At 40.6% G+C, this 13,782-nt stretch carries 12 protein-coding genes; 9 read left to right on the top strand and 3 right to left on the bottom strand.

Annotated elements, in window-relative coordinates:
- The first annotated feature begins 58 nt into the window (after positions 1–58).
- Positions 59–460: a hypothetical protein gene (locus tag LH29_RS07080; RefSeq protein ID WP_045027168.1), complete on the top strand. Its 402-nt coding sequence runs from the start codon at positions 59–61 to the stop codon at positions 458–460.
- A 58-nt stretch (positions 461–518) separates the two neighbouring features.
- Positions 519–1,400: a transglutaminase-like domain-containing protein gene (locus LH29_RS07085; protein ID WP_082063457.1), complete on the top strand. Its 882-nt coding sequence runs from the start codon at positions 519–521 to the stop codon at positions 1,398–1,400.
- A 29-nt stretch (positions 1,401–1,429) separates the two neighbouring features.
- Here the strand turns inward: LH29_RS07085 and LH29_RS07090 are convergent, their stop codons facing one another.
- Positions 1,430–2,698: a replication-associated recombination protein A gene (locus tag LH29_RS07090; protein ID WP_045027170.1), complete on the bottom strand. Its 1,269-nt coding sequence runs from the start codon at positions 2,696–2,698 to the stop codon at positions 1,430–1,432.
- 516 nt (positions 2,699–3,214) lie between these two features.
- Positions 3,215–5,191: a tetratricopeptide repeat protein gene (locus LH29_RS07095; RefSeq protein ID WP_082063459.1), complete on the bottom strand. Its 1,977-nt coding sequence runs from the start codon at positions 5,189–5,191 to the stop codon at positions 3,215–3,217.
- Between the two features lie 233 nt (positions 5,192–5,424).
- On the opposite strand from LH29_RS07095, the gene LH29_RS07100 reads away from it, so the two are divergent.
- From LH29_RS07100 to LH29_RS07130, 7 genes are all read left to right on the top strand, one after another.
- Positions 5,425–5,988: a DNA-3-methyladenine glycosylase I gene (locus tag LH29_RS07100; RefSeq protein ID WP_045027175.1), complete on the top strand. Its 564-nt coding sequence runs from the start codon at positions 5,425–5,427 to the stop codon at positions 5,986–5,988.
- 154 nt (positions 5,989–6,142) lie between these two features.
- Positions 6,143–7,345, top strand: a complete 1,203-nt coding sequence (locus LH29_RS07105; RefSeq protein ID WP_157493597.1) for a C1 family peptidase — start codon at positions 6,143–6,145, stop codon at positions 7,343–7,345.
- A 168-nt stretch (positions 7,346–7,513) separates the two neighbouring features.
- Complete coding sequence (locus LH29_RS07110) at positions 7,514–8,413, top strand: hypothetical protein (protein WP_045027181.1); 900 nt, start codon at positions 7,514–7,516, stop codon at positions 8,411–8,413.
- An 84-nt stretch (positions 8,414–8,497) separates the two neighbouring features.
- A complete protein-coding gene (locus tag LH29_RS07115; protein WP_045027183.1) occupies positions 8,498–9,445 on the top strand; it encodes a glycosyltransferase family 2 protein in 948 nt (315 codons plus the stop codon).
- Between the two features lie 75 nt (positions 9,446–9,520).
- Positions 9,521–10,204, top strand: a complete 684-nt coding sequence (locus LH29_RS07120) for a TonB-dependent receptor plug domain-containing protein (protein WP_045027186.1) — start codon at positions 9,521–9,523, stop codon at positions 10,202–10,204.
- A gap of 30 nt (positions 10,205–10,234) precedes the next feature.
- Entirely contained in the window at positions 10,235–10,684 is a 450-nt protein-coding gene (locus LH29_RS07125; protein WP_045028893.1) for an SRPBCC family protein, read from the top strand.
- On the top strand, positions 10,681–10,908 hold the full coding sequence (locus tag LH29_RS07130; protein ID WP_038559178.1) for a putative signal transducing protein: 228 nt from the start codon (positions 10,681–10,683) through the stop codon (positions 10,906–10,908). Before LH29_RS07125 ends, LH29_RS07130 begins: the two co-directional genes overlap by 4 nt.
- 52 nt (positions 10,909–10,960) lie before the next feature.
- Here the strand turns inward: LH29_RS07130 and LH29_RS07135 are convergent, their stop codons facing one another.
- Positions 10,961–13,708 (bottom strand): S9 family peptidase, encoded by a 2,748-nt coding sequence (locus tag LH29_RS07135; protein WP_045027190.1) that lies wholly within the window; start codon positions 13,706–13,708, stop codon positions 10,961–10,963.
- Positions 13,709–13,782: the final 74 nt, after the last annotated feature.

Consider the following 13,782-nt stretch of genomic DNA (forward strand, 5'->3'; position numbering starts at 1 on the left):
TTAAACCAAACATAAAAAAAACAAATCAAATAATTTATAAATAGTTAAAAATCATCTAATGGACCAAAAACAATCTTTTAACCTGAATGCCGACTTTTTAGGTGGATTTACCTCCGTTTTTATGAAACTGGTTTTTGTAATTATTGTCGTTTATCTTCTCTTAATGATATTGAATTTCCTGCGCGACAAATTCATAAATAAAGAAGCAACAAAGAAAAAGGAGGATATTTCCGATTTACTAATCATCCTGAACAAGTTATTTTATGTCTCCGGATTTGGATTTGTAATCGCTAATATTTTTCAGTTTTTACTATCGCAGATTGATAGCCGCCACGGTAATATGCCGTCAATGAATTTCAGAGGCGAATGGGAGTATTTAACATTTGGTATTATCATCATTTTTGTGGGTATTGGCTTTAAGGTGGCCAATAAAATTTTGCAAAAGAACAATTTGGAATAGATGTCGGACCGATACTTTTCACTAAACAGTTACACACAAGAATAAAAAACCAGAGATCATGCTAAAGAAACCGTCAGTAATTTTACTTTGCAGCGTATTTTTAAGTAGCTGCACTTCTTTTTATCAATTGGTAAACATAAGTCCTTCAAGTAAATTAAAAGAGATATCGTATTCGAACGATGCTCCGAATGAACTTTATACGTTTTATTATGCCGACACGGTGAATAACGCGTACCTGCATGAATTAGAAACCAATTACAATCTGAAACAGCTGGTAAATGGTGAAAAGGATGATGTAGGAAAAATCAAAAATATATTAGATTGGACCAGCAAACAATGGGAGCATAACGGAATCAACAATCCATCAAAACAAGATGCGCTGACCATTCTGAAAGAAGCTCACGAAGGCAAACAATTTCGTTGCGTAGAATATGGCATTGTTGCAACTGCCGCCCTTAATTGTATTGGAATGCCTGCCCGAACATTGGGCTTGAAAACAAGAGATGTCGAAAAAGTGAGGCGTGGTGCCGGTCATGTTGTTTCAGAGGTATATTCTGGTGAATTGGACAAATGGATTTTTATTGACCCTCAGTTTAATATTATGCCGACCTTAAACGCTACCCCCCTAAATGGTGTTGAGTTTCAAAAAGCGATATACAACGAAAATGTAAATTTAAAGCTTGTTAATAAACAAGGAGAGTTGAGTCGCGAAGAAGCAGAGAGTTATATAAATTGGGTAGCTAAGTATTTATTCTATTTTGATGTATTGTTCGACCAACAAACATTGAATTCCGATGATTTTAAAACGATAAACGGCATGACAAAACTGACACTGGTGCCGGTTGGATATAAAGAACCTCATATTTTCCAGCGACACAGCAAAATCAACTACAGTTACTACACCAATTCGTTAAACGACTTTTACAGAGCCCCAAACTGAGAAAGGTCAGCCAAACCACTTACTAGTGACTAAAACCGATTCCCCCACCATTTCTTCAATCGCTCCAGAATTTTCAGCTCTGCTGCGTTGTTTTGCGGCTGGTAGATACGGTTGTTTTTAATCTCTTTCGGTAAAAAATCCTGCTCCACAAAGTTGCCATCGTAGGCATGTGCATATTTGTAATCTTTGCCGTAGCCAATTTCTTTCATCAGCTTGGTAGGTGCATTTCGTATATGTAGCGGCACGGGCAGGTCGCCGGTTTGTTTTACCAGTGCAATGGCATTATCAATGGCTTCGTAGGCTGAATTACTTTTGGGCGAGGTAGCGAGGTAAATGGTACATTCCGATAAAATAATGCGCGCTTCGGGCATCCCGATTTTATGCACAGCATCGAAAGTGTTTTGTGCCATCAATAAGGCATTTGGATTGGCCAGACCAACATCTTCGGCGGCCAGTATCAGCAAACGGCGGGCAATAAATTTAATTTCTTCGCCACCTTCCAGCATGCGCGCCAGCCAGTACACTGCCGCATCCGGATCGCCACCACGGATACTTTTTATAAATGCTGAAATAATATCATAATGCATTTCGCCTTTCTTGTCGTATATCGAAAGGTTTTTCTGCAGCTTGTCGGTTACTTTTTTATCGGTAATTACAATGTTGTCGCTGTCTTCGCCAAGTGTAACCAGTTCCAGCACATTTAGCAGTTTCCGCGCATCACCACCCGAGTAACGCAATATCGCCGAATCTTCGCGCAGTGTTATCTTTTTCTCTTTAAGTACGGTATCTTTTTTTGCGGCTTGTTTAATGATCTTTAGCAAAGCAGCTTTATCCAAATGCTCCAGAATATAAACCTGGCAGCGCGAAAGCAGGGGAGAGATCACTTCGAACGAAGGATTTTCCGTAGTTGCACCAATCAATGTAATGGTACCATCTTCAACAGCTCCCAGCAGCGAATCTTGTTGCGATTTACTAAAACGGTGTATCTCATCGATAAACAGTATCGGATTTGGGCGACTGAAAAACTGTTGCTTTTTGGCCTTGTCAATCACGTCGCGAATATCTTTTACGCCCGAGTTTATGGCACTGAGGGTGTAAAACGGCCGGTCAAGTGTATTGGCAATAATACGGGCTAAAGTGGTTTTCCCCACTCCCGGAGGCCCCCACAAAATAAGTGAGGTTATCTTGCCCGAATCAATCAGTTTGCGCAAAACAGCATTCTTCCCTACAAGGTGTTCCTGCCCAATGTAGTCGTCTAAAGTTTTGGGTCGTAAGCGTTCTGCGAGTGGCTGATTCATAATTCAAGTAAAAAGTATAAAGTCAAAATATGACGAGGCAAAAGTAAAAAAATACAAGGTAAAAGTATAAAGGCAAAAGTAGAAAGTTGAGAACAGCTATGCTGGGCGAATTGAAAATCGGCCAAAGCCAAATCCCGACCGAAGCGTCAGGAGCAAAAGTAAAAAGTTGAAAGAATCTGCTACGAGCTACTAGCCACGAGATACATGTTTCAAGAAGTGAGAGCCAGGGATACAGGTAACAGGATTCAGTAATGCTTCTTATTAATTTATCAATTTGTCAATTCGAATATTAAAGACTTAACCACAGAGTTACCCGAAGAAGTCACGGAGTTACACAGAGAAAAACCCGGAACGTTAAGAACTACAATTCTACAATTTATCAGTTTAGCAATTCGACAGTTTTGCAATTTATCAGTTTTGCAATATCCAATATCCAATAACCAATAACCATTGGCTAATAACTAATGCCCAATCTCCATCAATCTTCTGTCAATCCTTTCAATCTTTTTTCAATCCCTAGTTACAATACCGTTTAATAATGTTGTACGCTCCGTCGATTCCCAACTCGCCGGCACGGCTTAAATCCAAAGCACCACCTTCAATATCGTCGAGGAAAATTTTTGTAAGCCCCCGGTTAAAATAAGCCTCTGCAAATTCCGGTTCCAGGTCGATGGCACGATTTAAATCTTCCACAGCGCTGCGGTATTCACCCAAACGTAATTTTATAAACGCACGGTTGTAATAGCCAAAAAAGAAATCGGGATCGAGGAATAGTGTGACTGCATAATCATCAAGAATTTCCTGGTATTCAACCACCGATGGCTTTTCATTGCTGTCATCTTTAATCGTTCCCTCGTTTAATGTCAGCGAATTGGTTGAACCCATTCCGGCCAAAAGCTCCACCTGTTCTTTTAGCTTATAGCGTGTGTTGGCACGCGTAAAATAGGCCAGCGAAATTTTTTCATCCAGCGCTATCGCTTTATCCAAATCGGCAAACGCACTGTTGTAATCGCCCGTAAGACTGTAAAAAATACCACGGTTTAAATAGTTATGCGCATTTTCCTGTACCTCGATTTTTTCATTAAAAAACAATATGAAATTCTCGAAAACCGACTGGTAAGTGGTTACCGGTTTATTCGAAATGGAGAGCAAAGGATTATAGTTGTTCTCAGCATTTAAATCATCAATTACCACGTTGTAATACTGGAATCGCTCATAATCCACAGCGTTTTTCTCAAAAGCCGAGATAAAGAACATGGGCTGCAAATCGATAACAATGTTTTTATTCTGAATCCGGCCATCGTCAACCTCCTCCACTTCCTCCGGAATATCGCGGGTGTCTTCAATAACCAAATCCATGCGCATCCGGCGTCGGCGTCTTTCAGCTTCCATTTCTTCTTTGCGTTTTTGCTCATCCGATTTCTGATCGGCAACCGATGCTTTGTTTTGCTGTGCCGATTGTTGCTGATTGTTTTGTGCCAACGCCTGTTGATTTGCCTGCGAGTTTTGCTGGTTATTATTTTGCTGCGATGATGAATTCTGTTGTTGTTTTTGTTGCTGTTGTTGCTGCTGTGCCAATTGCTCGGCATCAATTCGTCGCTGACTTAAATCGAACTGTGGATTGAGTCGTGCCGCAATCTGGTAGTCCTGCTCATAACCGAGGCGGTTTAATATTTCGCGGGCCATGGCGCGGTTAAAATAGGCACTGGCCATTTCCGGATTCAACTGTATGGCCATATCGTAATCCATAATGGCACTTTCGTAATCCTCCAGTTTGTGTTTTACAATACCCCGGTTATTAAAAGCCAGGGCATTTGTGGCATCAAAGCGGATACTTTGGTCGTAGTCGCGCAGTGCCGAGGCATAATCTTCCAGCTCAAAACGCGCCAAACCGCGGTTTAGGTAGGCAGCAGCATAATGCGGTCTGATTATAATTACCTGGTTTAAATCGCTGATTGCTCCTTTAATATCGCCGCTTACAATTTTGGCGTTACTTCGGTTCATAAGGGCATGTGTCGATTTTGGGTTTACCTCAAGCGCCTTGTCATAATCTTCAATGGCTCCTTCAAGGTTTTTCAGGGCCAGTTTTGCAATTCCGCGGTTGTTGTATATCGATTCATCAGACGGGTCAAATTCCAGTGCCCGGTCGTAATCCTCAATAGCACGACTGTAAAGCCTGAGGTTGTGATATGCCATCCCGCGGTTGTTGTAAGCGCGCGGGTAATAAGGTTTTATTTCAATTGCTTTATCGTAATCGGCAATGGCGCCGCGGTAATCTTCCAGCGAATGTTTTGCCATTCCGCGGTACAAATAAGCTTCTGCCAAATAGGGCTTAAATTCAATTACAATATTAAAATATTCGATTGCCCCCGTGTAGTTGCCAATTGATATGCGCGTTCTTCCAACCCTTATAAAGTGGTTGATGTTCAATTGCGCTTCGGCCAGGAAACTCATCGACAACAAGAGTGCAAAAAGTATGGTAAGTTTCTTCATGATTTTAGTACAGTGTATTTAGTCCCGAGTATTGAGAGTATCAAATTTTGATCCGTTTTTGTTGTTTGCAGAATAATATCATCATTTGAAATTTTCACACGAATACCTCTCGTCTCATTACTCATTACTGAAATCTCATATTCTTTTTTCTAAACAAACAAAAATAGTATTTTCATAGTTGGAAGTAATATGTTGTTAGGTTTTTTAACGAATAGCCACTAAAATCTAAAATTATGTGTAAACGCTGCGATTGGGGAACAAAAAACGAGTTGATGATTAAATATCACGATGAAGAATGGGGAGTGCCGCTTCATGACGACGATAAATTATTTGAATTCTTTGTGCTGGAGGGCTTTCAGGCCGGATTAAGCTGGCAAATCGTACTGAACAAACGCGAGAATTTTCGAAAGGCATTCGATCATTTCAACCCGCAAAAAGTGGCAGCGTATTCCGAAAATAAAATTCAGGAGCTTATCCAGGATAAATCAATTATTCGCAACCAGCAAAAAATAAGGGCTTGTGTAAATAATGCACAACGTTTTCTTGATGTGCAAAAAGAGTTTGGCACCTTTGATCGTTACATTTGGAAATTTACGGATTACAAGCCGATTATAAATAGTTTTAAAACGCTTGCTGAATTGCCGGCCAAAACCGAACTGTCTGACGCAATTTCGAAAGACCTGAAATCGCGTGGCTTTAAGTTTGTCGGATCGACTGTAATTTATGCTCACATGCAGGCTACAGGCATGGTGAACGACCACATGGTTGACTGCTTTCGTTACCACGAAGTTCAGTAACTTTAGTCACATAAAAAATTACATAACTTTTAATCTGAAAAGCGAGCTCTAATTTTTATTAAGTCTACCTTAAATTCTCTTTTCAAAAAAGAATAAATTGTTAATTTTGACGCTAATTCAAAAAAAAGAGGGGTAATAATTTAATAATTAATTGATGAAGTTGCGTTTTATTTTTACCGTATTAATTGCGGTATTTACACTAAGTGTATTTGCGGAGAATGATAAAAAGGAGGAGGAAAAAGGTTATGTTTTTGAAGACGAAATTTCATTGCCGGCCACTCCGGTAAAAGACCAATACCGTTCGGGTACATGCTGGTCGTTTTCGGGTCTTTCATTTCTGGAGTCGGAAATGATGCGCCTGGGAAAACCAGAAGTTGATCTTTCAGAAATGTTTGTTGTTTGGCACACCTACTCGGTAAAAGCCCAAAAGCATGTTCGTGTGCATGGGAATCTGAATTTTTCGGCAGGAGGAGCTTTCCACGATGTAACAAATATGATTCGCGATTATGGTATTGTTCCTGAATCGGTTTACGATGGTTTAAACTACGGCGAAGAAAAACATGTGCATGGCGAAATGGATAATGTATTGAAAGACCATGTTGACGCTGTTGTGAAAAACGGTAACCGAAAACTGAGTACTGTATGGCATGAAGCTATTGAAGGTACCCTGAACTCGTATTTAGGCGAGTTACCACAAAAATTTGAATACGAAGGAAAACAATATACACCACAAAGTTTTGCCAGCGATTTTGTTGGATTGAACATGGATGATTATGTAGAGATTACTTCGTATACACACCAACCGTTTTACGATAAGTTTATTCTGGAAGTTCCTGATAACTGGTCGTGGGATGAGGTATACAATGTTCCACTTGAAGATCTGGAGAATATTATCGATTATTCGCTGAATAATGGATTAACCATTGCATGGGCAGCCGATGTCAGCGAAAAAGGATTTGCCACCAGTAATAAGGGTGTGGCTGTTTTGCCGGCCGCTCCGGACGAGAACATGGACGATGCCGAAATTGCAAAATGGGAGGCTCTGCCACAAAAAGAAAAAGAAAAAGAACTGTATAAACTGGACAACCCGGTACCTGAATTGTTAGTTACCCAGGAAATGCGCCAGAGAGCCTTTGATGATTACGAAACTACCGACGACCACGGAATGCATATTATCGGTACTGCAAAAGATCAGGAAGGACGTACCTTTTACAAAGTGAAAAATTCGTGGGGCGATTACAATAAATACGATGGTTATTTCTACGCCTCGAAACCTTACGTGAATTACAAAACTATGTGCATTATGGTGCACAAAGACGGCATACCCCAAAGTATAAGAGAAAAACTTAAACTTTAATTTTTAAGCCCTTCAGTTTCCCTGAGGGGCTTATTTTTTTTCTTCCCCCATGTTTTTCCATAAAGCACATTGACAGCATTAAAAAAATCGTTTACATTTGGTATATCTTAACTACTTCTGAAGAAAGGGTCTTCTTCACGGGAAAAGATAAAAAGGTGTAAACCATCAATGAAACGATTACTTATTATTTTACTTGTATTCACAAGTACACTACAAATTGTTTCGGCTCAGGAAGACTGGTCGTGGTGGAATGATGCGCACGGCTGGGAAACCGGTGATCCGGGCTGGCGAAGCTGGCTGATTATTTCGCCTGCTTACCTGGGGCCAAATGCGCTGCCTGTACCGGAGCTTAAAAAAGGTTTTATTGAAGGACATATGGAGTTGGAGCTGACCGTTTCGAGCCACTTTCTTTCGGGCGATCCAACCCAGGATATTTCGGGGCGGGCGTACATTCCTTTTGCACAAAACAAAATTGCAGTTGAAATGTATGGCGTGTTGTTTGAACATTATGCTTACACCGAAGAAATACGTGACGAACGTTTTTCGCGCGATAAGGACGGAAAAGGTTATGCAATGGGCGATTTCCATTTCTCAACGTATATTCAGCTTTTTAAAGACCGTGCTTTTCCGAATACCCTGTTCCGTGCCATATTAAAAACCGCATCGGGAACCAACTTTGAAGGTGCCCGTTATGCTGATACTCCTGCGTATTCATTTGATTTTAGTTTCTCGAAAGATTACGGACTGCCGGAAACACTGCTCGTGAGGCCGCATGCCATGTTGGGGTTTTACAGCTGGCAAACCAATGATGAGCTTAACCTGCAAAACGATGCACTACTTTATGGTGCAGGTGCTGATTTTCAGAAAAACAACTGGCGTTTTACCCCATCGTGGACGGGGTATCTTGGCTATAAAAATAATGGCGACCGGCCTATGCAATTGAATTTGGAGTTCCGCAAAGAATACAATAAAAAAGCAATTTCAATAAAATACCAGCACGGATTACACGATTGGTTGTATAAAACCATACGTTTTTCATTCATTTGGAAACTTAATGGAATTGGGTAGGTTATCGTAAAACAGAATTTATACCTTTACGATCGCAAAATCAAGGTTGTATTTCATGCAGCTTCAAACAGATTAAAACAGATCATGAAAAAGCTTTCACTCGTAATTTGTGTTTGGAACGAAGAACCAAACATTAAACCATTATCGGAGCAAATAAAGGCCGCACTCGAAGGAATTGACTACGAAGCGATTTTTGTGGATGATGGATCAACCGATAATACACGTCGGGAGATTCGGAAGATTAACGACGACAGGTTTTTACTGGTTGAGTTAAAACGGAATTACGGGCAAAGTTCGGCGTTGCAGGCTGGAATTGATCAGGCAGAAGGCGAATTTGTAGCCTTAATTGATGGCGATTTACAGAATGATCCGGCAGATTTACCAATGATGCTGAGAATGATCGAGGAGGAGGAATGGGACATGGTGGCCGGTGTGCGTGCCAACCGAAAAGATGGTATGTTTTTGCGTAAAGTACCGTCAAAAATTGCCAATTATCTCATTCGCCGTGCTACCGGAATTTATATGAAAGACCTTGGATGTACCCTAAAGATTTTTACCAACGATACCATAAAAAGTATCCATATTTATGGCGAACTTCACCGCTATATTCCTGCCCTTGTAACGCTTGAAGGTGCCACAAAAATTACGCAGGTGGATGTGAACCATCGTCCGCGCGAGTTTGGAAGTTCAAAATACAATCTCAGTCGTACAACCCGCGTAATGAGCGATCTTGTACTGATGGTTTTCTTTAAGAAATACCTGCAACGCCCAATGCACTTTTTTGGTCAAATCGGTATTTTTACGCTTGCAATTGGGGTGCTGATTAACATTTATCTGCTCATACTTAAAATTATGGGTAATGATATTTGGGGAAAACCATTATTATTACTTGGTATTTTGTTGGTATTGGGTGGTATTCAGTTCATTACAACAGGCATTATCGCCGAGTTACAGATGCGTACTTATTTCGAATCGCAACAGAAAAAGCCCTACCGGGTGAAACGTGTAGCACCTGCTAAAGAAAATATATAATGTAATTTCGGGCATCTTGGCTTTTTGTTAAATTATTTTAACTTTAGCAAACAATAAAACAAAAAAGCCAATACAATGAAAACCCGAATTTCTCTCGTATTTCTCGCACTATTCTGTGTAGTTACAGTCAACAGCTTTGCTCAGGAACGTTTTATACAAGGAATCGTTACCACTTTCGACAGTATTACTATTGTAGGTGCCGAGGTGATGGTGAAAAGCTCCAAGGAAATTGTGAAAACTGACTCTCTGGGGCAATTCAAAGTTAAAATTGACGGAAGTGATAAATTAAAGATATCGGCAAAGGGATTTATTAACCAGAATGTTAAACTGGACGAAAAGACAAAGCTGGTTGCCGTTAATTTAAAACTTAAGGCCGGTGAAAAAGCCAGGGAATATGCCATAGGATATGGTTATGTAAAAGATGGCGAAAAATTAAATGCGCTGGCCCAAATGACAAGCGATGACGTCGATTTTTCGCAGTATACCAATATGTATGATCTGATGCGTGGACGTTTTGCCGGTGTGCAGGTTCAGAGTAACGGAGATATAATTATTCGAGGGGTTAATTCGATAAACCTGAGCAGTGCGGCACTAATTGTTGTGGATGGCGTGCAGGTAGATGGCAGCGTTATGAGCACACTGGTTCCTTCGCAGGTAAGAAGTATCAATATAATTAAAGATGGTAGCGCGGCAATTTATGGCTCACGCGGTGCAAATGGAGTGGTGGTGATTGAAACCAAAAAAGGTTTGGATGATTAATACTCCAGCGGGTTATTGGGATATGAGGCAATGAAAAAGGGAGATGAAATTATTGTTGAACAGCTACTTGATACCCAAATTGCAAACGTTTGGACAGCGATAACCAACTTGCCCCAAATGAAACAATGGTATTTCGATAATATCAATCATTTTCAACCGGAAACCGGCTCTGCTTCTCAATTCGTTGTTCAGTCAGGTAACAGAACATTTACACATCTATGGAAGGTGACTGAGGTTAACGTGCCAACAGAAATTTGCTACACGTGGAAATATCTCGAATATCCGGGAGAATCTCTTGTTCGTTTTTATTTGACGGACGATAATGGGCAAACTAAATTGACGTTAACACATACAGTTCTGGAAGATTTTCCGGATGATATACAAGAGTTTAAGAATGAAAGCTGGCGGGCTGGCTGGAATTATTTTCTGGTAGACCGATTACCTGCTTTTTTGCACAAAAATAAAAGTAAAAACAAATGAGTAAAGCCGTAACTGTAGCTACATTCACCAGCAATTTCGACATGAAGTACATGTTGTTTAAAGAAATGCTTGATGAAGCCGGCATTGATTTTATGCTGGTAAACGAAATTACAAGTACTATTGACGGTACTTTTAGCGGAAGTCCTACCAACATTGGTATTGAAATCAGGGTAATGGAAGATAAATTTGAAGAGGCCCTGGAGATTTATAACTCGATAAAATAACAATAACAAAAAAGCGATGTGCTTAACTAGAAGTACATCGCTTTTTTGTTTTTTATTCTACCAACTCATAGCCCATATCCACTCCTTTATTTGTTGCCGGAATACCTTCATTCATCCATTTTGGCATTGGCGCACCTTTTAGATAATGATCGAAAAAGTGGGCCATCCGAATCTGGAAATCGTGCATATCACGAAGTTTTGTTGGCCAGTGGTCGGCTTCGTTGTAGTTAAGCATCCAACTTGGTTTTTGCAAACGTCGAAGTCCGATAAAAAACTCAATTCCCTGGTACCATGGCACAGCACCGTCATCGTAGTTATGCATAATCAGAATTGGCGTATTAATCTTGTCGAGAGTAAACAACGGTGAGTTCTCAAGATAACGCAACGGAGCTTCCCAAATTGATTTTCCGATGCGGCTTTGCGTGTGTTCGTACTGGAACGACCGGTTTAATCCCGATCCCCAGCGAATACCACCGTAGGCACTAAACATATTTACCACCGGAGCTCCCGACTCTATAGCCGCAAACATATTGGTTCGTGTAGCGAGGTAAGCTACCTGGTAACCGCCCCAGCTGTGCCCCTGCGCGCCAATGTGTTCTTCATCAACAAAACCTTTATCGATTAGCGCTGTAATGCCGGGCATCACACAATTAAATGCCGATTCACCCGGGTAGCCTTCCTTGTAATACACATCGGGATTAAAAATAATATAACCGTGACTGGTGTAATAGTGATAATCGATTGTTGAGCGATGGTTTTCCGGCATGCGGTAGCTCAACAGGTTTTGTGAACTTTTTTCATAGAAATTTACGATCATCGGATATTTTTTGCCCGGATCAAAATCTTCAGGTTTATGTAAAGTGCCTTCCAACACCAATCCATCGAGTGAGCGCCAGGTAACCAATTCGGCAGTTCCCCACTTAAATTCGTTTTGCTGCGGTGCGGCATCGCTAATTTGCACTTCCTTTTTAAATCGCAGATCGGTTGCAATCAGGTTAGGGTAGGTTTCAAAATCTTCTTTTGTAAAAATGATCAAATCATCTTCCTTCGCTTTTTCAGGTCTACCCAAGCGGTAATTCTGACTGAAAAGAACTTCCGGAGCTTTGTTTTTGCTGAGGTCGAAAGCGAAATATGCATCAGCACGTGAAACTTCATTATGCCCGGTCAGCAGAACGGTTTCTTCCGGATCGATACCGGTGTTTGGTTCAGGATTAAATCGCACCAGGCGATAGTTAATCTTTTCAGACCTGCCATCTTTAGTAAGGTTTACCGGATCGACTGAGTTCGTTGGATCAACTTTCCAAATGTCGTAACGATCGTATATCAAAATCGCTTCATCGTTTAGCAACCAGCCAGCAGTGCGATATGATCCGGGAAGATTAGGTACATCGTTTAATTCGTCTGCTGTTTGAATAGTTACCGGATCAGTAATTTGATATTCCTTACCACTTGCCACATCATAGGTATTCCAGGTTGTATCGATGGCATTGTACCAGTAAACAAACTTCCCTTTGGGAGAAACCGATGGAGTGGCCCGGCAATCGGTTTTAATCTTTTCGGCCTCGCCTGAATGGATATCAACAAGGTAAAAATCGTTGTGATAGGGGCCGCCTTCCCACATGGTTTGCACCGCGTATGGACGGTTGCTGTATGTAAGTAATTGATCGGCATCGCCATTTTGAATTTTTCGAATGCCAGAGAAAAGTTCTGTTTCCAACTGAACCGTTTTTTGCGCATCAAGATGAACAACGGCCAAATAGGATTTCTTCAAATCTTTTTCCCTATTGTTGAGTTGAACGGTTTGAAGTTGTTCTTCATTCCATGTCCAGACATCAAGTGCCGGGATTTCTTCTTCCAGTTTTGTGGTATCTTTTTCGGGAATTTTAGGAGCAGTACCAAAAAATAAACGCTCGCCATTATCTGAAAACGAAAGATTGCCATTCTCGCTTATTTCCCAATTTTCAGGAATGGCCTTGTTTGAATTGTCGGTAACAATCGCTTCATTCTCACCATTCCAGTAATAAAGCGCAAACGATGGCTTTTCTGCATCGGTTGTATCGGCTAAAAAAGCAAGTTGTTCACCACTGTCGGCAATACAAAGTTGTTTGAATTTTCCTTCTGCTTCTATAATCGCGGAAACTTTGTCGGCCTTTAAATCAACCAGGTAAACTCCTGCTGTAAAGGTGCTGTCGCCTTCCGAAATAAAACTGATAAATGGCTGATCTTTTGCTAGTTCGTAACTGCTAACTGCAGGATATGTTTTTATTGATCCGGTGTTGAGATCTTTGATGTACAAAGGATTATTTTTATCCTTTTCGTTTTTTGTGGAATCATTTGGATCTTTCGTCTGATAAGCGATCCAACCCGACCATTCTTCGGGAACTTTCACCGATTTCAGGTTTTCAATTTTTTCGGATTTATTCTCACCAACATTAAAAACAACCAGTTTATTCTGAGGCAAGTCTTCCTTTTTCGTTTTCTTTAGTTTAAGGGCACGAATAGTATCTGCTTCAGGAACTTCTGTGAATATCAGGAATTTTGAATCAGCTGTAAACTGTGCTTTATTTCCGCAGTTAAATGATGCAATTTCTTTGGCATCGGGAGTGCTGATTTTCAAAGTCGCGTCACCTTTCCATGGTTCTTCTTTCCAGGCAATGTATTTCCCGTTGTTCGATAGATGGCTTTCGGTAATTCTGTTCCACTTTAGGATTTCTTCAAAGGTAAGTGGTCGTTTTTCTGGTTGGGCCGATAAACTTGCTGAACTGATTACAAGAACAAGTAGAAGAAAAAAGTTTTTCATAGAATTGAAATTGTTGGTTTTACCTAATTGGATGAAAATAATATGTAAAAATCAACGGTTTTTACACAAAGATT

The sequence above is a fragment of the Draconibacterium sediminis genome, from assembly GCF_000949475.1.
In the GTDB taxonomy this organism is placed as follows: domain Bacteria; phylum Bacteroidota; class Bacteroidia; order Bacteroidales; family Prolixibacteraceae; genus Draconibacterium; species Draconibacterium sediminis.